This window comes from Nocardia callitridis, from assembly GCF_039543305.1.
GTDB classification, from domain to species: Bacteria; Actinomycetota; Actinomycetes; order Mycobacteriales; family Mycobacteriaceae; genus Nocardia; species Nocardia callitridis.
Map to the genome: position 1 here is coordinate 22,226 of NZ_BAABJM010000002.1, position 20,981 is coordinate 43,206.

The window sequence follows — 20,981 nt, forward strand, 5'->3', positions numbered from 1 at the left end:
AACCGCCGCGATCAGCCCGGTCCGTAGGTGACGATCGCGGTGACCACGAACCAGAGGATCCAGACGACGGCGATCACCATGCCGACCGCGAGGCTGATCCGCATGAAAGCGCGCCCGAAGTCGATATTGCCCGACTCGCGCGGATACAGCCTCCACGGGCTGTACCACGGCGAGGTGACCGCGTGATACGGCCGGTGGCGTGCGAGTTCGGCCTGTTTGAGCTCCTCGTCGTACTGCTCGGCCTGCGCCTGCGTGGGGCCGCCGTGCCAGAGCGTCACGTCGACGGGCCCGATGAAACCTTCGTCCAACAGTTCCTGTGGCGACGGCAGGAATGCCAGTAGGCCGAGACCACGGAAGGCGATGGCCACGTCGTTGACCGTCCAGAGCTGCTTCTCCTGGCTGGCCAGCACCTGGAAGTAGTGTTCGAGCCTGCCGGGGTCGTCGCCGAGGACCACGTCGAAACTGGGATCGCTCCACGCCTGATCGATCTTCAGGCTGGTGCCGTTGGGGGGTACCACCACGGCGAGGCCGTGCACCGCGCGCTGTCCCAGTCCGCGTGCGGCCAGCCAGCTCTGCAACGCGAAGGTGTGATCGCGTGATTTGTCCAGCGGCGTGCGCTGGTCCTTGCTCACGATCGGCGCCGGATCGCCCTCTAGCATCCACGGGCCGTTGAGCGGGATCTCGAGCACCCCGTCCTTCGCGGCGCTGAGCGTTTCGCTCTCGATGATGACGCAGCTGGTCGGCGTCCAGACCACGGCGTCGAACTGGTGCGGCTTGTTCTCGTGGAACAGCCCGCAGTTGATGGTTGCCACCCCGTGGGGGCTGCCCGGCTCCGTCCAGGTGCGCAACCACTCGATCAGCGCACGCTCGGCATCGGTGCCTGCGGCGTTTTGCACTCGCACGAGCATTCCGCGACCCGCCCTTCATGTCGACATTCGACAGAGCACAGGATACGAGGTTCGAGGCCGAGTTCGCTGCCGCCACGGTGAAAATGGGCGTGTTGGTGGTCATGGCAGGGGTTTTGGCGTGCGGTCCAGGGCTCCCGGGTGATCTCGCACACGAAACTCGGTGCAGGAGCGAAGGATCCGTGCTGTACGGCGAGTGCGTCGAAAGGTGCAGTCGGACAATATGTTCGACGTGGCGATAGGTCAGGTTCGGCAGATGTTCGCATTCGGCCCCCGAACGTTCGCGCGCTCGACCCCTGGTCGCTGCGCCGCGACCGGGGGAGCGCGAATCGCCGGGGCGGCTGGCGACGAGGTGGGGGTGTGCGGTAAGCACGGGTTGTGACAACCGAATCGGGCGCGCCGCCGCCGGAGGAAAAAGCCGCCCGCGCGGACGCGGGTGGTGTCTTCGACGACCGTGTGTTGACGGTTCCGAACGTGCTCAGTGTGCTTCGCCTGCTGGGTGTGCCGCTGTTCATCTGGTTGCTGCTCGTCGTGCACGCCGACGCGTGGGCGTTCGTGCTGCTCATTCTGAGCGGGTTCACCGACTTCCTGGACGGCAAGTTGGCCAGGTTGTTGGATCAGTCCTCGCGCCTGGGCGCGCTGCTCGATCCGTTCGTCGACCGGTTGTATCTGGTGACGACGTTGGTCACCTTCGTCATCCGCGGGCTGATTCCGTGGTGGGTCGCAGTGATCTTGGTCGCTCGTGATCTGGTGTTGATGCTCACCCTTTCGGTGTATCGCCGCCGTGACCTACCTCCGCCGGAGGTCATCTACCTGGGTAAAGCGGCGACCTTCGCGTTGATGTCCGCGTTGCCGTGGTTGTTGGCCGGTGAGATAGATTGGGCCGCAGCAGGTTTCGGACGTGCGTTCGGCGGGGCATTACTGGTTTGGGGCACGGTCGCCTATCTGTGGACCGGCTTGCTCTACGTGGGTAAGGCCATCGCGGTCGCGCGGGCGATACCGCCGGTGCCCCAGTGAGCCGGGTAGTCAACTCTGATTTTCCAGGCTGGGGTCGGAGTGGCCACGGTCGCTCGCATAGAGTTGCGGCACTGTCGAACAGAGACGAAGAAAGGATGGCGCGTGACCCAGCTTCCCGACGATCTGCGCTACACCGTTGAGCACGAGTGGGTGCGCCGCATCGGGCCTACCAGTGTGCGGGTCGGCATCACCGATTACGCGCAGTCTCAACTCGGTGACGTTGTCTACGTCAGCCTCCCGGAGGTCGACCGAAGCGTCGAGTCCGGCGAGTCCGTCGCCGAGGTCGAATCGACCAAGAGCGTTTCCGACATCTACGTTCCGTTGACCGCGAAAATCATTGCGGTCAACGAGAAATTGGTGAGCGAGCCGGAGACGCTGAACGCCGATCCCTACGGCGAAGGCTGGCTGTTCGAGTTGGCGGTCGAGGACGCCGCGGCGCTCGACGCGACCCTCGCCGAACTGCTGGATGCGGCAGGTTACCAAGGAGTTATCGAGGGCTGATTCAGCCTTCCCAGTTCTACCTGCACGGGCACGCCCTGGCAGGGTACGGTCAATGCCAACAGATGCCCCGGTGGGTTGTGCCGGGAATCTTTTGGACTCGACGGCAGGGTCGTGGTGCCACGAGCACCTCACCTGCTTGTAGGAATAATCAGGTTCGAGGAGGAGAGAAACGGTGAGCGAGAACAAAGACCCGGGTTACGGGGAGACCGCGGCCGAGACGACGTCGGTCTTCCGCGCGGATTTCCTCAACGAGGTCGACGCGTCGCGCTCCGCAGAGCCGGCCGGCGAGCAGCCGGTCCAAGGGGTCGAGGGCCTGCCCGTGGGTGCGGCTCTCCTGGTTGTGAAGCGTGGGCCGAATGCGGGCTCGCGGTTTCTGCTGGATCAGCAGACGACGACTGCGGGTCGTCACCCGGACAGCGATATCTTTCTCGACGATGTCACCGTCAGCCGTCGGCACGCCGAATTCCGGCAGGACGACGACGCGTTCCAGGTCGTCGATGTGGGCAGCCTGAACGGCACCTACGTGAACCGGGAGCCCGTGGATTCCTCCGAGCTGCAGAACGGCGACGAGGTGCAGATCGGCAAGTTCCGTCTGGTGTTCCTCACCGGTCCTCGTGCCGAGGCGTCGGATTCGTCCTCGGGTGCCGGAAGCCTGTGAGCAGGTCGGCGCCGAGCCCGTTCGCGGAGTGTCGCGAGGGGCTCGGTGGCCGAATTGTGCTGTGGCTCATGGGGAGTCCGGTGTTCGTGAAGGACTCGGTAGTGTGAAGGATTGTGTTTCGTGATCGGCTCGGCGCTGTGACAGGCGCAGCGCAGTGGGCGCGGGGAGGCATGTCGATCGGCTCCGTGCTCGATCTGCTGCGCCCGGATTTTCCCGATGTCACCATCTCGAAGATCCGGTTTCTCGAAGCCGAGGGGTTGATCCGCCCCGAGCGCACCCCATCGGGGTATCGCAGGTTCTCGATCGCCGACTGTGAACGTCTGCGATTCGTGCTGACCGCGCAACGCGATCAGTACCTGCCGCTGAAGGTGATCAAGGAACAACTCGAAGCGATCGACAGCGGTGCGGCGACCCTCGGCGTGCGTGAGGCCCGCGCGAAGGCCGACGGCCCGGGGCAGTCCTCCGCGGATTCCGGCGCGCGGCAAGTGAATGCGCCCCGTAGGCTCGGCGTCGTGCCCACCGAGATCTCACCGGATGATCTGCGGTTCGACCACGAGATTCGGCTGACCCGTGCCGATCTACTCACCCAGGCCGGGATCGATGAGAAGTTCCTCGTCGATCTGATCCGTGCCAATCTGATCACACCCGGCGCCGCGGGATTCTTCGACGCCGAGGATGTGACGCTCGCCAAAACCGCCAGTGCCATGGCCGAATTCGGCTTGGAGGCACGGCATCTGCGCGCGTTCAAGCTCGCGGCGGACCGGGAGGCCGCACTGATCGCGCAGATCGCGGCCCCGATCGCCAAGAGCAGGGACGCCGGTGCGCGTGCACGCGCCGACGAGACCGTGCGCGAATTGGCGGCGCTGTCGTTGACCTTGCATACCTGTTTGGTGAAGTCGTCGGTGCGTTCGTCGCTCGGTGGCTGACTTGTTGATCCAACACGCCGATTTCGGCGGTGGCTGTGCATCGCGAGTAGCGGCGACGTTCGCCTAGACTCGTGTTACGGCGTGCTCTGCGGTAGTCGGTTCGAGCCGTCGGCGAATATGGGAGGCAGTGCGATGAGCGAAATGCGTGTGATCGGCATCCGTGTCGAACAACCACAGAACCAGCCCGTGCTGCTGCTCTGCGAGGCGTCGGGGGATCGGTATCTGCCGATCTGGATCGGCCAATCCGAGGCGACAGCGATCGCGTTCGTACAGGAAGGGGTCACGCCGATTCGGCCGTTGACCCACGACCTCATCAAGATCATGATCACCGACCTCGGGCACACGCTCAAAGAGGTCAGGATCGTCGATCTTCAAGAGGGCACCTTCTACGCGGACCTGGTGTTCGACAACGACGTGCGCATTTCCGCGCGACCCTCGGATTCGGTGGCGATCGCCTTGCGCGTCGGCTGCCCGATCTATGCCGAGGAGCCGGTGCTGGAAGAGGCGGGCCTCGTGATGCCGGACGAGCGCGAGGACGAGGTGGAGAAGTTCAAGGAATTTCTCGAATCGGTCTCACCCGACGATTTCAAGGCCACCGACAGCTGACCGGCCGTACCGCCCTGAACTAGAGGTCGAGGGTTTTACCGCGCGTCGCGTTTGGCTCGACGATGCCATGACCGCGACAATCAAGGGGAGTAATCTCGACAGTCGGATCGCGTCCGTTTCGGCCGGATCAGCAGCAAGTCGGTCGGTTCGGAGCCGGGTCATTGATGAGGCTGAGAATGCGTCGGCGAGGCAAGGGAGTGGTCAGTGGCAGAGCAATCGCAGAATGTGGTACAGCCCGGCCTGTTCCCGGACGACTCGGTACCTGACGATTTGGTCGGTTACCGGGTGCCGAGCGCCTGCCAGGTGGCTGGGATCACCTATCGGCAGCTGGACTATTGGGCCAGGACGGGGCTGGTGGTGCCGTCCATTCGCAGTGCGGCGGGCTCGGGGAGCCAGCGCCTGTACTCGTTCAAGGACATCCTGGTCCTGAAGATCGTGAAGCGGCTGCTCGACGCGGGTATCTCGCTGCAGAACATTCGTATCGCCGTCGACCATCTACGCAGTCGCGGTGTGCAGGATCTGGCGGGAATCACCCTGTTCTCCGACGGCACATCGGTCTACGAGTGCACCTCGGCCGAGGAAGTCGTCGATTTACTGCAGGGTGGACAGGGCGTCTTCGGCATCGCGGTCAGTGGCGCCATGCGCGAACTCACCGGTGCCATCGCCAACTTCCCCGCCGAGCGTGCCGCGGCGATCTCCGAGCGCCCCGAGGACGAACTGTCCTACCGGCGCAAGGCGCGGATGAACCGCAAAACGGGTTAGGCCAACGCCTTCGGCGTATTGCCTGGTTTGGCCAACGCCTTCGGCGTATTGCCTGGTCGGGGTTGGGGTTCGAGAGGTGACTCGCTGGGTTGGTGTATTGCCTGGTCCGGATTAGACGTCGGAAAGTGGCTCCGGTGGGCTGGCGCCTTTGGGATGTTACGGGTGCGGGCTGGGGCTGGCCTGGCCAGTGCCTTTGGTGTACTGCCTGGCCTGGGTTAGAGGGTCGGGGAGTGGCTGGCCGGGCTGGCGCCTGTGGCGTGTTACCTGTTGGGGCTCGGGCTGCGTCTGGGTGGGCTGGCGGCTTTGCTGTATTGCCTGGTCGGGGTTGCGGTCGGGAAGTGGCCGGGGGGTAGGGCTCCGGCGGGGCTAGGGGCTTTGGGGTATTTCCTGGTCCGGGGAGCTGGGAGGGGCTGGCGTATTCGCTGGTCGGGGTGGGGTTGGCAGGATGCGCGCGCTGGTTGGGCGGGTGTGGTGGGGTGACGGTAAAATAGCTGCTGCGTCGCCGCCGTGCGGGAGAGTTCCGGGCCTCGGAAGGGGTTCGGGCGCCGAAGGAGCAGCACCTCCCCGTCAACCTCTCAGGCACCAAGGACCGTGCGGGCTTCGGCGCCTCTGGAAAGCGGTGGCTTCGGGCTGCCCGCCCATGGGGAAAGGGAACTCGACCACGGCCGGGTTTTCCGAAATCTCTCAGGCGCCACGACAGAGGGGGAGGGCAGGTACCCGTCGACCGACGAAGCCCGTCGCAGTCGATCCGCCCTACCCTTGGAGTTGACGTGACCCGCTCATTCGCCGACCGACACATCGGACCGGACCGAGGCGAACTCGCCCGCATCCTCGATGTCGTCGGCGTCGCCTCGCTCGACGAGCTGGCCACCAGCGCACTTCCCTCGGGCATCCTCGATGATCCCGCTACCTCCGGCGCGGCCGAATTACCGTCGGCGGCAACCGAACACGAAGTGCTCGACGAACTCGCCGCACTCGCGCAATCCAACACCGTCGCGACCTCGATGATCGGTCTCGGCTACTATGACACCCTCACCCCGCCCGTACTGGTGCGCAATCTGGTGGAGAACCCGGCCTGGTACACCGCGTATACGCCGTACCAACCGGAGATCAGTCAGGGCCGGTTGGAGGCGCTGTTGAACTTCCAGACGATGGTGTCGGACCTCACCGGACTCGACGTGTCCAATGCTTCGATGCTCGACGAGGCGACCGCCGCCGCCGAGGCGATGACCCTGATGCGCAGGGCGGGACGGGCGAAGTCGCCGAGGCTCGTGCTGGACGTCGATCTGTTTCCGCAAACCAAAACCGTGTTGCGGACCAGGGCCGAGCCGTTGGGCATCGAGTTGGTCGAGGCCGACCTCGCCGCCGACGGGTTGCCCGGAGGGGAGTTCTTCGGAGTCATCGTGCAGGTGCCGGGCGCTTCGGGGCGCATTGTGGACTGGGCGCCGGTGATCGCGGCCGCGCACGACCGTGGCGCGTTGGTGGCGGCCGGCCTGGATCTGTTGGCCGCCACGCTGATCACGCCGCCGGGGGAGCAGGGCGCCGACGTGTGTTTCGGCACCACGCAGCGCTTCGGCGTGCCCCTGGGTTTCGGCGGTCCGCACGCCGGTTACCTCGCGGTGCGCACCGCCCACGCACGCCAGTTGCCGGGACGACTGGTCGGTGTCTCCGTGGACGCCGACGGCGACCTGGCCTACCGGCTCGCATTGCAGACCCGCGAGCAGCACATCCGGCGCGAGAAGGCGACCTCGAATATCTGCACCGCGCAGGTATTGCTCGCCGTCCTTGCCGCCATGTACGCCAGCTATCACGGCGCCGACGGATTGCGTGCGATCGCGCGACGGGTACACGAACACGCCGCGGCGCTCGCCGCGGGTCTCGGCGAGGCCGTGGTGCACGAGAACTTCTTCGACACGGTGCTCGTGCGGGTGCCTGGCAACGCGGAAGCCGTGGTGGCCAAGGCGAAGTCGCGCGGCATCAACCTGCGTCAGGTGGACCCCGACCATGTCGGGATCGCGTGCGATGAGGCGACGACGTCGACCCATGTCGCGGGCGTGCTCGAATCCTTCGGTACCGCACAGCCTTCCGCGCCCTCAGCCGCGCCCCTGCCGACGATCGAGACCAGGGCATCGGAATTCCTCACCCATCCCGCGTTCACCAGCTACCACACCGAAACCGCCATGCTGCGCTATCTGCGTGCGTTGTCGGACAAGGACATCGCGTTGGACCGCAGCATGATTCCGCTCGGTTCCTGCACGATGAAACTCAACTCCACCGCCGAGATGGCGGCGATCACCTGGCCGGGTTTCTCCCGCGTACACCCGTACGCGCCGGTCGAGGACGCGCCGGGAACACTCGCGCTGATCGGTGACCTGGAGCGCTGGCTGACCGCCATCACCGGCTACGACTCCGTGAGCCTGCAACCCAATGCTGGTAGCCAAGGCGAATACGCCGGTCTGCTCGCGATCCGCCGCTACCACCTGGACCGTGGCGACACGAGCAGGGACACCTGCCTGATCCCGTCGAGCGCGCACGGCACCAACGCGGCCTCGGCGGCCATGGCCGGATTGCGCGTCGAGGTGGTCAAGTGCCGAGACAACGGCGACGTCGACCTCGACGACCTGCGCGCCAAGATCGCCGATCACGCCGACCGGCTGGCCTGCATCATGATCACCTACCCCTCCACGCACGGTGTGTTCGAGCACGAGATCGCGCAACTGTGCGCGCTGGTGCATGATGCGGGTGGTCAGGTGTACGTGGACGGCGCCAACCTGAACGCGCTGGTGGGACTGGCGCGACCTGGGCGCTTCGGCGGCGATGTCAGCCACCTGAATCTGCACAAGACCTTCTGCATCCCGCACGGTGGTGGCGGTCCTGGCGTCGGTCCGGTCGCGGTGCGCGAACACCTCGCGGCCTACCTGCCGGGTGATCCGCTGGAACCCGGCTCGCACGCCGTCTCGGCCGCGCAGTACGGTTCCGCCTCGATCTTGCCGATCACCTGGGCCTACATCCGGATGATGGGCGCCGAGGGCCTGCGCGCGGCGACGCTCACGGCGATCGCGTCGGCGAACTACATCGCGCGCAAGCTCGACGAGTACTACCCGGTGCTCTACACCGGTGAGCACGGAATGGTCGCCCACGAGTGCATCCTGGATCTGCGTGGGATCACCAAGCAGACCGGTGTCACCATCGACGATGTCGCGAAACGATTGGCCGACTACGGATTCCACGCGCCGACGATGAGTTTCCCGGTCGCGGGCACGCTGATGGTGGAGCCGACCGAGAGCGAGAACCTCGCCGAACTGGACGAGTTCTGCGCGGCGATGATCGCCATCCGCAAGGAGATCGATCAGGTCGCCTCGGGCGTGTGGCCGGTGACCGACAACCCGTTGCGCGGCGCGCCGCACACCGCGGCCAGCCTGGTCCGGGAATGGGAGCACCCCTACAGTCGCGAGCTCGCGGTGTATCCGCGCGGGCTCGGTCACGCACGCGCGAAGGTGTGGCCGAGCGTGCGGCGGATCGACGGCGCCTACGGTGATCGCAATCTGGTGTGCTCGTGCCCGCCGTTGTCGGCCTACGCCGAGTGAGCGGTGTGCCGGTAGGCGCGGCCCGGCCACACCCACCATCGCGTGGCCTACCGCGAACAGCCCCGGCAACACCGTCCCGTCGACATGCGGCACACGACCGTCGGCGTCGGTACGTTGACCGCTCTTGGTCCCCATCGCACCCACCGTCACCGGTACCGCGTCATGGGGGTCGGTATCGAGCGGGCCCGAGGGTGCGATTTGGCGCGGTTTCCCCGTTCCGGGTGAGCGTCGTCGAGTGAGTACGGGACCAGCGTTCCCGCGCTCCTCGACGGCGTCCGCGATCTGTTCAGGGGGTGCCCGCGACTAGGTTCTGTCTCGAAGTGAGTGATGGGGTGGCACCGCGCAGCGGTGCCACCCCGTGAGTATGTTCGGCCGAAGCTGTTGCCCGCGTTGGCATATAGGCGAGGTCTCCGGTTTCGGATTAGCGACCAAGCGAATCTGAATAGCACCGGAGACCTCGTGGCGAGCGTAGCGGTGGCGGGGCGAGCGGACCTGACCGATGCCCAATGGGCTCGGCTGGAACCGTTGCTGCCCTGCGGGAAGAAGGCGGGACGCCCGTCGAAGTGGACGAAACGGCAGCTCATCGACGGGATCCGGTGGCGGTGCCGGGTCGGGTCGCCGTGGCGTGACGTTCCCGCCGAATACGGGTCGTGGCAAGCGGTGTATGGGTTGTTCCGGCGGTGGCAGCGGGCCGGGTCGTGGGCCGCGATCGTGACATCGCTGCAGGTCATGGCCGATGCTGCCGGGGTGATCGACTGGCAGGTCAGCGTCGATTCCACGAGCGTCGCTACGGTGTCGTCATCGCCTTGACGACCGCGGAACCGAACGCGATGTCGTCGGTGCTGGGGACCACCGTGTAGCTGCCCGCGGTGCGGTCGGCGATGCCCTTCAATGTTTGGGCACCGCCGCCCGCGCCGATGACGACGACGTCGATCCGGATCGGATGTTCGGGCGTGATGGCCGCGGCGACCTGATCGGTGAGCTGCGCTCCGGTGAGCGCGGAATCGTCCTCGGGACCGTCGGTGATCACCAGGATCGAATTGGTGAGACCGGGCGTGTAGTTCTTGCTCGCGTCCCGCACGGCCGCGAGCAGGCTGGGATACACCTGGTCGGCCTGGAGTTCGCCCGCGTGTACCGAACCCAGTGCCGTGGTGATCTTGCTGCGTTGGGTGTCGGTGAGCGGCGCGGTCGCCGCCTGCACCTGATACGGCGTGTTGCCGTCGAGGTTCTTGCCGAACGTCCACAGGCCGAGCCCGAAATCCGGGGGCATGACGCTCAGCGTCGAGCCGAGCGCCGCCACGGTGTTCGTCAGGCGCGTGGTCGCCCCGTCGGCGGTCGCCATCGACGACGAGACATCTACGAGCACGGTCGAGCGCACGCCGAGCACCGGATTCGCGAGCGTCGCGCGCACCTTGTCCAGCGCCTGCCTCGGCGGTGTCGCCGGTGCGGTGGCGGGGGGCGCGGCGAACCCGGCGTCGGTGAACTCCTCGGTCTGCTCGGGCGCGCGCAGATAGTCGGCGAACATTCCGGCCATCAGGTTCTGCGTGCGATCCACCCACGGTCCCGACATCAGGGCGGCGGGGTGATCGGCCAGCACCTGCGGACCGGCGGGGGTGAACATCGCGACGCCGGGATGGCTCACGATCTGCTGCTCGGTGGCGGCCACCGCGTGTATCGGGGCGCCCTGTGGCTGCCTGGCATTGGCGATGGTGTCCAAGGCGGCATCGGTGTTCTCGGACTCCGGTGCCTCGGCGGCCAGTCCGGAGATCGCGGCGATCACCTGACCGGATTGCGCGGCCTTGGCGTCCAGCGGTTCGGCACCGGAGACGGCCGAACCCACCTGAGTGGCCGCGGTCAACGAGCCGTCACCGTCGGGCAACGTCATGCGCAGGCCGCCCCAGCCGGAAAGGCCGAGCTCGTCGAGTGTGCCCTGTTGCAGCTGCGGCAGATCCGACCAGCCGATCTTCGCGGTGTCGAGTGCGGCACGCAGATCCTCGGGGACACCGAGCATGATCGGGCTGGTGGCGATCGGTGTCGGCGCCCCCTCGATCAGGCCGGGGACCCGCATCGACTCCACCGAGCGCGTCGAATCCGGAATCCACAGTGCGGGTTGTGGCCCGAGTGCCGCGTCGTCCCAGGGCTTTCCGCTGACGAAGGCGGCGACGATCGCACTGGACGGCTGCGCGGTGACCGCGACTTGCGCGCAGTAGTCGCGGACGCGTGGTTTGGTCGCGTTGTAGCGTTCGGCGAGGGTGCTGACCTGGTCGGCGATACTCGGGTCGACGGTCACCGCGAGCGTCGCCGGTCCGGAAACACACTCGGCGGCCGCCGCGGAATCCTGATCGGCCGACTGGGAGCGAAGTTGGAACCAGGCGACAACTCCCGCGATCAGCAAGACGACGACGGCTATTGTGATAACCGGTCCTTTGCTGACGCCACGGGAACTCTGTCCGCTGCGATGTGTGCCCACGGCGCACAGTCTATGGTCAGTGCCGCGGCGGTGATCGGGCGAGTCGGGCACCCCGGGTGGGGACACAATGCGCGGCGATCGTCGTCGTGACCACGCACGACGACGATCGGTTCAGCGCCGGATCATGCGCCCGCGATCGAACTCCCGCCCACCCCACACGCCGGATTGCCCGGTGCGAGCGGCGAATTCGCCGCACTGCGCGCGGATCGGGCAGCCGGAGCAGATTTCGCGCGCGTACGCGAAGTCCTGTGAGGGGTAGGGAAACCAGGCTTCGTGATCGGCGTCACCTCGACAGGCTGCCCGGTGCCAGACCGGGGAGTCCGAGAGCGGGAGCAACTCGGCCAGCGTGTGGTCCTCGGTCGCGGTGCTCCCGGTGCGCAGGGGCAGTGCGTGAACAGACATGACGTTTCTCCTTTCTCGGATCGGTGTTCATGCGTGACCGGCGGCGAGTTGTCGCCAGATCTTGCGTTGCTGCTTGGCGCGGTGGGTGGGTGCTTTCGGTTGCCACAGCAACCGCATGCCGACCTCCTCCGGCGTGTGGTCGGCCTTGGCGGTATTGCATGCCACGCAACAGGCCACGAGGTTGTCCCAGGTATTCGGCCCGCCACGACTACGAGGGCGGATGTGGTCGACAGTCCGTGCCCAGCCCGCGCAGTAGCCGCACCGGTGCCGGTCGCGACGTAACACCCCCGCGAGCGTCGCCCTCGATTGGTCGCCGCCGTGCGGCACATGCTCGATGTAGACGTAGCGGCGCAACCGAATCGTTTGGGGCAGGGGGACTTCTACTCGAGTCGACCGTATGGCGAAATACGACTCCCGATCGGCGATCGCCTCGGCCGCACCGCCGATGATCAGCACCACCGCACGATCGGCCGCGATCTCGTCCAAGGCCTCGTAGGAGGCATTGAGCACGAGCACCGAGGTGTGTATCCAGTTGTCGGCAGTGACGGCCACCGGATCGGCGGCATGGCGGAACGTCATGGGAATCACCATGTTTCGTGAAGAACGGAGCAGGAAAGGGGACGAGCGGCCGTGGTGGGCCGATCAGTGGTCGAGCTGGAGGCGGCGGATCTGTCGTAGCGACATGCTCGACGTCGGTCGAGGCTTCTCGGCAACGGTCGATTCCCGTTGCGCCGTAAACACTTTCGTGTAGTCGGTCCAGATCACAGCCACCCTCCTCTCCGGTGCTCGACGGCCGCGACGGCGGTGCGGCCTGGTGAGAACATGGTGGCACGGCGGGAGTTGGGTTGTCTGGTGGTTTTTTGCCAGGGCATTGCTGGGTGGGTCGGGAGGTCTGGACGGTGTGGGTGTGGGGGTTGCTGAGGTAATGGTTGGATGCGCGCGTACGGAGTGATGAGCGACGTGGTCTCGACCGAGCGGGGCCCGCTGCGGGTGCGAAGCGAGCGCTGTAAGCACGACTTTCGATACCCAGCCGAAATGACGCGCAGCCCCTATGGGCGCCAGTACGCGGGCTACACTTTAAATGAGGCCGACACGGGGGGATCGAGCATGTCCGGCACGCAGAAAATCCTGGTTACCGGCGCAGTTTTGAGCGCGGTATTCGGTGTGGTCACGCCAGGGGGAGTGAGCGCGTTCTGGTTCGTCATCGCTGTGGCACTGCTCGTGCTGGCGATCAGGCAGGGCGAGCGCCACACTCCCGTTGAGCGACAGCGGCGCTATCAACAGGTCCAACGCCGATATTTCCTCCGCGAGCAGCGAAAAGCGCAGCGACGGCGCAATTGGAGCGCCGGTGGGCGAGGCGGAGGTAGCGGCGGCTGCAGTAGTGGAAGTGGCTGCGGTGGTGGCTGCGGTGGTGGCTGCGGTGGTGGCTGACCGCAGCCGCTCGCTCGGGATACTGTCCGGTCACAGGCCGACTGTCCACAAGACGGGGTGGATCATGTTGGGGTCGTGGGTGTTCAATGACCGCCGGAAGTGGGTCAGAGGTTGCCGACTATGTGTTCGAGGCGTTGGGCTACCAGGTCTCGGGCTTGCTCGCGGAGAGCGGGCCGGTAAGCGCTCGGATACACGGGGTCGCCTGGCGTGTAGTCCTCGAGGACCTCCTTGGCCAGGGTGATCTTGTGTACCTCGGTTGGCCCGTCGGCCAGGCCCATGACCTCGGCGTAGTTGAGCATGTCGACGAAGGGCAGATCCGAGCTGACACCGATGGCGCCGTGCAGGTGGAGGGCGCGTTGGGCGATGTCGTGCATCACCTTGGGCATGGCGACCTTGATGGCGGCGATGTCCTTGCGGACCTTGCGGTAGTCCTGTTCCTTGTCGATGCGCCACGCGGTGCGCAGCACCAACAGGCGGAACTGTTCCATTTCGATCCAGCTGTCGGCGATGCGTTCCTGGGTCATCTGGAAATTCGCCAGGGTGCCCTTGCGGGTGGGGCGGGAGACGGCGCGCTCGGCCATCAGGTCGAAGGCCTTGCGTACCAAGGCGACCGTGCGCATGGCGTGGTGGACGCGACCGCCACCGAGTCGGGTCTGGGCCACGACGAAACCCTGGCCTTCGGCGCCGAGTAGATGGTCGGCGGGCACCCGGACGTCGGTGAAGCGTAGGTGGCCTTCGTTCTCGCTGAAACCGGGAACGTGGAAGTTCTTCACCAGTTCGAGGCCGGGCGCGTCGGCGGGCACGATGAACATCGACATGCCCTGGTAGGGGCTGACATCGGGGTTGGTCACCACCATCACGATGTGGAAGCTGGCGTGCTTGGCGTTGGAGTTGAACCACTTCTCGCCGTTGATCACCCAGTCGTCGCCGTCGCGCACCGCGAGGCTCCGGAACTGCGTCGGGTCGGAGCCGCCGGTGGGTTCGGTCATCACATAGCAGGAGCCGATGTCACCGGCGAGCAGCGGCGCGAGGTAGCGCTGTTTCTGCTCCTCGGTGCCGTAGTGGGCGAGGATCTCGGCGTTTCCGGAATCCGGTGCCTGGCAACCGAATACCGATGGCGCCCAGACGGATGTACCGAGTACCTCGTTGAGCAGCGCGAGCTTCATCTGGCCGAAGCCGGGTCCGCCGAGTTCGGGGCCGAGGTGGCAGGCCCAGAGCCCCTTGTCCTTCACCTGCTGCTTCAGCGGGCCCATCAGGGCCATTGCGTCCGCGTCGGCGCGGTCGTAGGGGTTGGGGTAGAGCAGATCCAGCGGCTCCACCTCGGTGCGGACGAACTCCGCTGCCCAGTCCAATTTCTTCTGGTACTCCGGGTCGGTCTCGAAATCCCACGCCATGGTCAGCCTTTCGTATGCGGGTCGGTGGTGGTGCTGATGCCGTCGAGGAGGGTGGTGGCGAGCAGGTCGGCGATCTGCGCGGGGGAGCGGTCGCCGTGTGGTCGGTACCAGAACGCGACGGTGTTGAGCATGCCGAGGATTCCGTTGGTCACCACGTGGTCGGCGCTGCGCAGCGCACCCGAGCGCTGGCCGTCATCGATGACGCGTTGCCAGCAGTGTTGGATGCGATCACGCAGTGTCTGCAATTCGGCACCGCGCGCACCGGCGAGCGCGCCGACATCACGCAGCTGGATGGCGACCTCTCGTTGATGGTCGATGATCAAACGCACGTGGCTGCGAATCAGCCTGCGCAGCTTGGCGACCGGCGGGTCGTCGGTCTCGACGATGTGTTCGGCCGCGGTGAGCATGAGCGCGGTGTAGTCGCGCAGGATCAACCACAGCAGCTCCTCTTTTGAGCCGATGTGGTAATACAACGCGCCCCGTTGCACGTCGGCGCGCGCCCCGATCTCCGCCACCCCGGTGCCGTGGAATCCCTGTTCGGCGAACAGGTCGATCGCGGCGCGCAGGATTCGGTCGCGGGTGTCGCCCGGCGGCGCCTCGGCGGCGGGTGGGCGGCCGCGGCGGCGGGCTGGTGCGGTGCCGGTCATCGGGTGGGGTCGAGCACGATCTTGCTGACGCCGTCGCCGCGCTCGGCGAACAGTTGGTAGGCGCGTGCGCCTTCGGACATCGGGAGCCGGTGCGAGACAATGACTTCGGGTCGCAGGCGGCCCGCGGCGGTGAGTGCGAGCAGTGCGGGCAGCTCGTATTGGATCGAGCAGAGCCCGATGTGGAATTCGAGCTCCTTTACCTGGGCGACGGGCATAGGGAACGGGTAGGCGCGATTCTGATTGACGCCAACGACAGTGACCCGTCCTCGGTGGCCGACGGCGCTGATCGCCAGTTTGACGGTGGCGTCGGCGCCGACGGCCTCGATCGCCACATCGGCGCCGCCGCCTGGCAGTTCGCGCAGCACGGATTTCGGGTCGTCGGAGTCGATGGCTTCCGCGCCCAACGCGGTGGCGATGGCACGGCGTTCGGGTACGAGGTCGACGGCGAACACGCGCGCGGCCCCCATGAGGAAGGCGGCCTGCACTGCCATCAGGCCGACCGGGCCGAGGCCGATCACCGCGACCGTCTCCCCGGGTGCGATTCTGGCGCGGCGGGCGCCGTACCAGGCGGTGGGGGCGTTGTCGGTGAGGATCACGGCGGCTTCGTCGCTCACGCTGTCGGGCAGTGGGATCAGGTTCCCCGCGACGTTCGTGACGGCGAGTAGCTGGGCTTGCGCGCCGGGGAGCGATCCGCCGAGGCCGTAACAGGCGTCGATCGGCTTGGGTGCGCGCACGCAGGCCGCGACCAGGCCCGTGCCGCACGGTGTGCAGTGCCCGCATCCCACGGAGGCGGGCACGAGAACGCGCTGGCCCACAGTGAAATCTTCGACGGCGCTACCGAGTTCGACGATTTCGCCGACCGCCTCGTGGCCGACGCTGTAGCCGAGCCGCTCGGAGAAGCCGTGGCCACCGTAGATATGTAGGTCGCTGCCGCAGATACCGGTGGCGGTGACGCGGACGATCGCGCCTTCGGGTCCGGTGAGCACCGGATCGGGAACCTCGGAATACCCGATCCGCTTCGGTCCGTCGTAGGTCAGTGCGCGCACAGGCTGCCTTCCGGTCCGGCACACGAGCCGGTGGGCGTCGGTCGATAATGTTCCGATCAGTACATTAATTCCTCCTGTCGATACAATCAAGGACGATGTCCGGCCGACCGCCGACAACGAACGACGCGCCGACTGATCGACCAGTTCACGATCGTCGCGCCGTGCAAGGCAATCGACGAAACGGCGTGTCGACCCGACGAGCGGTTACTCCGCTACCGATGGGTAACATGGACGCGTCTTTTCACCCGGCTTTCTCATGAATTGAGGCAGTAGATGACAGAGCGGATTCAGGTCGGCGGGCTCCAGGTGGCCAGCGTTCTCCACGAGTTCGTCGAGAACCAGGCGTTGCCGGGGACCGGCGTGGATTCCGCCGCGTTCTGGGCAGGAGCCGAGGGGATCATCAACGACCTCGCGCCGCGCAACCGTGCCCTGCTGGCCGAACGCGACGAGATCCAGGGCAAGGTCGACGCGTGGCACGCCGAACATCCCGGCGTCGACTACGACAAGGCCGCCTACAAGAAGTTCCTCACCGAAGTCGGCTACCTGCGCCCCGCGCCCGCCGATTTCCAGATCACCACCGCGAACGTCGACACCGAGATCAGCGAGACGGCCGGTCCGCAGCTCGTCGTCCCGGTGAGCAACGCCCGCTTCGCGATCAACGCCGCGAACGCACGCTGGGGCTCGCTCTACGACGCCCTCTATGGCACCGACGCGATCTCCGAGGACAATGGCGCCGAGAAGGGCACCGGGTACAACCGGGTGCGCGGCGACAAGGTCATCGAGTGGGCGCGCAACTTCCTCGACGACGCCGCGACGCTGATCACCGGCTCGCACATCGGCTCGACCTCCTACAAGATCGTCGACGGCGAGCTGGAGGTCGGCCTGGAGGACGGCACCGAGATCGGCCTCGCCGATCCGTCCGCGCTCGTCGGTTACATCGGTGACCCCGCGTCGCCGACGTCGGTCCTGTTGCGCAACAACGGTTTGCACATCGAGATCCAGATCGATCCCGAATCGCCGATCGGCAGCACCGACACCGCGGGCGTCAAAGACGTCGTGCTGGAGGCCGCGGTCACCACGATCATCGACTTCGAGGACTCCGTCGCCGCGGTGGACGCCGAGGACAAGGTGCTCGGGTACCACAACTGGCTCGGCCTGATGAAGGGCGATCTCGCGGAGGAAGTGCGCAAGGGGGAGAAGACCTTCACCCGCACCATGCGCCCCGACCGCACCTACACCACCCCCGACGGCGGTGAACTCGTGCTGCACGGCCGTTCGCTGCTGTTCGTGCGCAACGTCGGTCACCTGATGACCTCCGACGCGATCCTCGACGCACAGGGCAACGAGGTTCCCGAGGGCATCCTCGACGGCCTGATCACCTCGCTGGTCGCCAAGCACAGCGTCAACGGCGACAACAAGTTGAGCAACAGCCGCACCGGCTCGGTGTACATCGTGAAGCCGAAGATGCACGGCCCCGACGAGGTCGCGTTCACCGACGAGCTGTTCGCACGCGTCGAAGACGTGATCGGCGTGCCGCGCAACACGCTCAAGGTCGGCATCATGGACGAGGAGCGACGCACCACCGTCAACCTCGCCGCCTGTATCGCCGCCGCCGCCGAGCGCGTGGTGTTCATCAACACCGGCTTCCTCGACCGCACCGGCGACGAGATCCACACCTCCATGGTGGCCGGACCGATGATCCGCAAGGCCGAGATGAAGGCGCAGCAGTGGATCAAGTCCTACGAGGACCTCAATGTCGACACCGGTATCGCCACCGGCTTGCCCGGCAAGGCGCAGATCGGTAAGGGCATGTGGGCGATGCCCGATCTGATGCACGACATGCTCGAGCAGAAGATCGGCCACCCGCGCGCGGGCGCCACCACCGCGTGGGTGCCCTCGCCGACCGCGGCGACGCTGCACGTCACGCACTACCACCAGGTGGATGTGTTCGAGCGGCAGCAGGAGATCGCCAAGGGTGGCGCGCGCGCGAGCGTCGACCAGGTGCTGGAAATCCCGCTGGCCGCGGACACGAACTGGTCGGAGGAGGACAAGAAGCAGGAGTTGGACAACAACTCGCAGTCCATCCTCGGCTACGTGGTCCGCTGGATCGACCACGGTGTCGGCTGCTCCAAGGTGCCCGACATCAAGGACGTGGCGCTGATGGAAGATCGTGCGACGCTGCGGATCTCGAGCCAGCTGATGGCGAACTGGCTGCGCCACGGCATCGTCGGCGCCGACGAGATCGTGGCGAGCCTGGAGCGGATGGCACCCGTGGTGGACCGGCAGAACGCCGGTGACGCGAACTACCGTCCGCTGGCACCGAACTTCGCCGACAACATCGCCTTCCAGGCGGCCAAGGAGCTGATCCTCGAGGGCGCCAAGCAGCCCAACGGCTACACCGAGCCGATCCTGCACCGCCGTCGCCGCGAGGCGAAGGCCGCGCAGAAGTAGTGCTGTTCAGTGATTGAAAAGTAGCTTCGGACAGCTCTTTTCGAAATGAGGCCCCTCGCCTGGACCACCAGGTGAGGGGCCTCTGTATTCACCGGAGATCAGGTGGATCCCGGCCCGTCACGCTCACAACGGTCACACGCGGAAGGTAGTCGGTGTCAGAAAGCGATGCTCTACCAGCGCCGATGGCTGCCGCAACCCTTGATGAGTATGCGAAGGTGTGAGATTTTGGTGGGCGGCCGATGGTGCGTCGCTCAGATACCGTGGATCGGCCACCGCGTCAGTGGTCCACCGCCGGAATGAGGTCCGAGCGTCAACCACTTCCGCGACCGGCACTGCCGCGCAACTCACCGATTATGTGCTTCCGGCGTGCCGTCGCGCCGTCGAGCTGACGAATTTTCGTGACAGCTATCTCTGGCCATCTTCGTGATTGGGTGCTGCCTGGTTCCGGGGTCCGACAGCTCTCGATACTGGAGCAGTACATGCAACAAGACCAGACCATTGCTGGCCTGCCCGACCCGCTTGCCGAGTTGTCGAGCACGACTTGGCCTTCGGATCGGTGGGCTGACCGCTCGGGTCCCGAGCGGTCAGCCCAGCCTGTCAGCTCAGTGCTGCCAGATCACGGGAGCTCGATCGCGCCCTCTTGATCCGCACGTGGACGCGGGATGAACGCCGCGACGATCACGCAGACTATGGCCGCACCGAGCCCGAGCATGAGTGTGAGCAGGAAGCCGCCCTCGCTCGGTCCGGTCACGCCGCCGACCGTCGTGATGGACTGAGCGAGGATCGCGCCGGTAGCGGCCGCGGCGATGCTCGTGCCGAGCGAGCGCATGAGCGCGTTGAGCCCGTTGGCCGCCCCGGTCTCGTTCGCCGGCACGGCCTGCATGATGAGCGCGGGCATCGCCGCGTAGCCAAGACCGACTCCCGCGCCGAGCACGACATTGACGACGAGAATCTGCCACGCCTCGGCGTGGAAAATCAATGCGAGCCCGTAGGCGAGGGCGAGCACCACGGCGCCGATGATGAGCAGCGGCTTCGCGCCCCAGCGCCGCGCGACCTTGCCGGCGACGGGCGACAAGGCCATCATCGCCAGGCCCGAGGGCGCGAGGATGAACGCCGCGACCGTGAGCGTCAGCCCCAGCCCGATGCCAGTCGCCCGCGGTAGCACGAGCAACTGCGGAAGCACCACGGTCGACGCGAAGAGCGCGAAGCCCATTGCGACCGAAGCGAGGTTGGTGAGCAGGACCGGTCCACGCGCACTGACCCGCAGGTTGATGAGCGGATCCTGCACGCGCAACTCGATCACGCCCCAGATCAACAGCACGACCACGCCGCCGAGCAGAAGTGTCAGGGTCCGCGCATCCCGCCATCCCCACTCGCCGCCGCGCGACACGGCGACCAGCACGCCGACGAGCCCGAGCGCGAGCCCGATGATGCCGACGATGTCGATGCGTCCGGGTGAGCGTTGCGTGCTCGAAGGTACGAAGACCGCGTAGGCGATGAAGGCGAGTACAGCGATCCCGGCCGCCACCCAGAACAGCGCGTGCCAGTCGAAGTTCTCGGCCACGACCGCGCTGAGCGGCAGACCGAGCGCGCCGCCGATGCCGAGCGTCGCACTGACGAGAGCGATGCCCGAACCGAGTCGCTGCGGCGGCAGCACGTCGCGCAGGATCGAGATGCCCAACGGGATGACGCCGGCAACCATTCCCTGCAATACCCGCGCGATGATCATGGTCACCACATCATCCGAGAGCGCGGCGAGGATCGTGCCGACCGCCTGCAGCAGCAGCAGCGCCATGGCGATCCGGCGCTTGCCGAACATATCGCCGAGCCTTCCTGCGACGGGCGTGCAGATCGCGGCAGCCACCAGGGTCGCGGTGATCACCCACGCGGTGTTGTCGCTGGTGGTGTTCAGCAGCTGCGGCAGCTCGCCCTGGATCGGAATGAGGATCGTCTGCATGAACGACGCCCCGAGGCCCGCGAAGGCGAGCACGGCAATGATCGTCCCCGCGCCGGGTTGGCTCGTGCTCGCACTTTCGGATCCGTTCGATCCGCCGCCTTCAGTGGAGGCCAGGGTGCCCTGGGTCTGGGTCATCGGTCGTTCATCCGTCTCTTCTGGTCGTGATCGGCTCGGTTATGAGACTGAGTCTCATTGTGTAGACAGAGTATCATTGCATAGAC

17 protein-coding genes, 1 pseudogene and 1 riboswitch are annotated in these 20,981 nt (G+C 66.3%); of the genes and pseudogenes, 9 read left to right on the top strand and 9 right to left on the bottom strand.

Annotated features, from left to right (window positions below):
- Window positions 1-11 precede the first annotated feature (11 nt).
- The gene (locus tag ABEA50_RS08920; RefSeq protein WP_345494759.1) at window positions 12-908 is read right to left on the bottom strand and encodes a nuclease-related domain-containing protein; all 897 of its coding nucleotides are present in this window, start codon (window positions 906-908) and stop codon (window positions 12-14) included.
- A 375-nt stretch (window positions 909-1,283) separates the two neighbouring features.
- On the opposite strand from ABEA50_RS08920, the gene ABEA50_RS08925 reads away from it, so the two are divergent.
- The 7 genes from ABEA50_RS08925 to gcvP all read left to right on the top strand — a co-directional run bounded on the left by ABEA50_RS08925 (window position 1,284) and on the right by gcvP (window position 8,962).
- Entirely contained in the window at window positions 1,284-1,922 is a 639-nt protein-coding gene (locus ABEA50_RS08925; RefSeq protein ID WP_425577578.1) for a CDP-alcohol phosphatidyltransferase family protein, read from the top strand.
- Window positions 1,923-2,024: 102 nt separating this feature from the next.
- Window positions 2,025-2,423: a glycine cleavage system protein GcvH gene (gene gcvH, locus ABEA50_RS08930; RefSeq protein ID WP_345494760.1), complete on the top strand. Its 399-nt coding sequence runs from the start codon at window positions 2,025-2,027 to the stop codon at window positions 2,421-2,423.
- A 172-nt stretch (window positions 2,424-2,595) separates the two neighbouring features.
- Window positions 2,596-3,081 (top strand): oxoglutarate dehydrogenase inhibitor Odhl, encoded by a 486-nt coding sequence (gene odhI / locus ABEA50_RS08935; RefSeq protein ID WP_345494761.1) that lies wholly within the window; start codon window positions 2,596-2,598, stop codon window positions 3,079-3,081.
- 170 nt (window positions 3,082-3,251) lie between these two features.
- Window positions 3,252-4,007: a transcriptional regulator FtsR gene (gene ftsR / locus ABEA50_RS08940; RefSeq protein ID WP_345494762.1), complete on the top strand. Its 756-nt coding sequence runs from the start codon at window positions 3,252-3,254 to the stop codon at window positions 4,005-4,007.
- Window positions 4,008-4,139: 132 nt separating this feature from the next.
- A complete protein-coding gene (locus tag ABEA50_RS08945; protein ID WP_345494763.1) occupies window positions 4,140-4,613 on the top strand; it encodes a bifunctional nuclease family protein in 474 nt (157 codons plus the stop codon).
- Window positions 4,614-4,817: 204 nt separating this feature from the next.
- On the top strand, window positions 4,818-5,375 hold the full coding sequence (locus ABEA50_RS08950) for a MerR family transcriptional regulator (protein WP_345494764.1): 558 nt from the start codon (window positions 4,818-4,820) through the stop codon (window positions 5,373-5,375).
- Window positions 5,376-5,875: 500 nt separating this feature from the next.
- A riboswitch (glycine riboswitch) is annotated at window positions 5,876-5,977 on the top strand.
- Window positions 5,978-6,145: 168 nt separating this feature from the next.
- Entirely contained in the window at window positions 6,146-8,962 is a 2,817-nt protein-coding gene (gene gcvP / locus ABEA50_RS08955) for an aminomethyl-transferring glycine dehydrogenase (RefSeq protein ID WP_345494765.1), read from the top strand.
- A gap of 20 nt (window positions 8,963-8,982) precedes the next feature.
- On the opposite strand, the pseudogene ABEA50_RS08960 reads toward gcvP, so the two are convergent.
- Window positions 8,983-9,148: pseudogene (locus ABEA50_RS08960) on the bottom strand (FAD-binding protein); the annotation flags it as partial.
- A gap of 273 nt (window positions 9,149-9,421) precedes the next feature.
- Between ABEA50_RS08960 and ABEA50_RS08965 the strand changes: the two are divergent.
- Window positions 9,422-9,772 carry a transposase gene (locus tag ABEA50_RS08965; RefSeq protein ID WP_345494766.1) on the top strand — a complete coding sequence of 117 codons (351 nt, stop codon included), beginning with the start codon at window positions 9,422-9,424 and terminating at the stop codon, window positions 9,770-9,772.
- Here the strand turns inward: ABEA50_RS08965 and ABEA50_RS08970 are convergent.
- From ABEA50_RS08970 to ABEA50_RS08995, 6 genes are all read right to left on the bottom strand, one after another.
- The gene (locus ABEA50_RS08970; protein WP_345494767.1) at window positions 9,750-11,432 is read right to left on the bottom strand and encodes a substrate-binding domain-containing protein; all 1,683 of its coding nucleotides are present in this window, start codon (window positions 11,430-11,432) and stop codon (window positions 9,750-9,752) included. The genes ABEA50_RS08965 and ABEA50_RS08970 overlap by 23 nt on opposite strands.
- Window positions 11,433-11,543: 111 nt before the next feature.
- Window positions 11,544-11,834, bottom strand: a complete 291-nt coding sequence (locus tag ABEA50_RS08975) for a WhiB family transcriptional regulator (protein WP_345494768.1) — start codon at window positions 11,832-11,834, stop codon at window positions 11,544-11,546.
- A 27-nt stretch (window positions 11,835-11,861) separates the two neighbouring features.
- On the bottom strand, window positions 11,862-12,413 hold the full coding sequence (locus tag ABEA50_RS08980; RefSeq protein WP_345494769.1) for an HNH endonuclease: 552 nt from the start codon (window positions 12,411-12,413) through the stop codon (window positions 11,862-11,864).
- 956 nt (window positions 12,414-13,369) lie between these two features.
- Window positions 13,370-14,659, bottom strand: a complete 1,290-nt coding sequence (locus ABEA50_RS08985; RefSeq protein WP_345494770.1) for an acyl-CoA dehydrogenase family protein — start codon at window positions 14,657-14,659, stop codon at window positions 13,370-13,372.
- A gap of 2 nt (window positions 14,660-14,661) precedes the next feature.
- The gene (locus ABEA50_RS08990) at window positions 14,662-15,306 is read right to left on the bottom strand and encodes a TetR/AcrR family transcriptional regulator (RefSeq protein WP_345494771.1); all 645 of its coding nucleotides are present in this window, start codon (window positions 15,304-15,306) and stop codon (window positions 14,662-14,664) included.
- Window positions 15,303-16,352: a zinc-binding dehydrogenase gene (locus tag ABEA50_RS08995; RefSeq protein WP_345494772.1), complete on the bottom strand. Its 1,050-nt coding sequence runs from the start codon at window positions 16,350-16,352 to the stop codon at window positions 15,303-15,305. Before ABEA50_RS08995 ends, ABEA50_RS08990 begins: the two co-directional genes overlap by 4 nt.
- Before the next feature lie 273 nt (window positions 16,353-16,625).
- On the opposite strand from ABEA50_RS08995, the gene ABEA50_RS09000 reads away from it, so the two are divergent.
- Window positions 16,626-18,803 (top strand): malate synthase G, encoded by a 2,178-nt coding sequence (locus ABEA50_RS09000; protein WP_345494773.1) that lies wholly within the window; start codon window positions 16,626-16,628, stop codon window positions 18,801-18,803.
- Window positions 18,804-19,419: 616 nt separating this feature from the next.
- Here the strand turns inward: ABEA50_RS09000 and ABEA50_RS09005 are convergent.
- Window positions 19,420-20,895, bottom strand: a complete 1,476-nt coding sequence (locus ABEA50_RS09005) for an MFS transporter (RefSeq protein ID WP_345494774.1) — start codon at window positions 20,893-20,895, stop codon at window positions 19,420-19,422.
- Window positions 20,896-20,981 lie beyond the last annotated feature (86 nt).

Coding starts and splice junctions, on each gene's coding strand:
- ftsR (WP_345494762.1), top strand. CDS start 3,252: ATGTCGATCGGCTCCGTGCTCGATCTGCTGCGCCCGGATTTTCCCGAT.
- ABEA50_RS09000 (WP_345494773.1), top strand. CDS start 16,626: ATGACAGAGCGGATTCAGGTCGGCGGGCTCCAGGTGGCCAGCGTTCTC.
- ABEA50_RS08980 (WP_345494769.1), bottom strand. CDS start 12,413: ATGACGTTCCGCCATGCCGCCGATCCGGTGGCCGTCACTGCCGACAAC.
- ABEA50_RS09005 (WP_345494774.1), bottom strand. CDS start 20,895: ATGACCCAGACCCAGGGCACCCTGGCCTCCACTGAAGGCGGCGGATCG.
- ABEA50_RS08920 (WP_345494759.1), bottom strand. CDS start 908: ATGCTCGTGCGAGTGCAAAACGCCGCAGGCACCGATGCCGAGCGTGCG.
- ABEA50_RS08945 (WP_345494763.1), top strand. CDS start 4,140: ATGAGCGAAATGCGTGTGATCGGCATCCGTGTCGAACAACCACAGAAC.
- ABEA50_RS08985 (WP_345494770.1), bottom strand. CDS start 14,659: ATGGCGTGGGATTTCGAGACCGACCCGGAGTACCAGAAGAAATTGGAC.
- ABEA50_RS08990 (WP_345494771.1), bottom strand. CDS start 15,306: ATGACCGGCACCGCACCAGCCCGCCGCCGCGGCCGCCCACCCGCCGCC.
- ABEA50_RS08975 (WP_345494768.1), bottom strand. CDS start 11,834: ATGTCTGTTCACGCACTGCCCCTGCGCACCGGGAGCACCGCGACCGAG.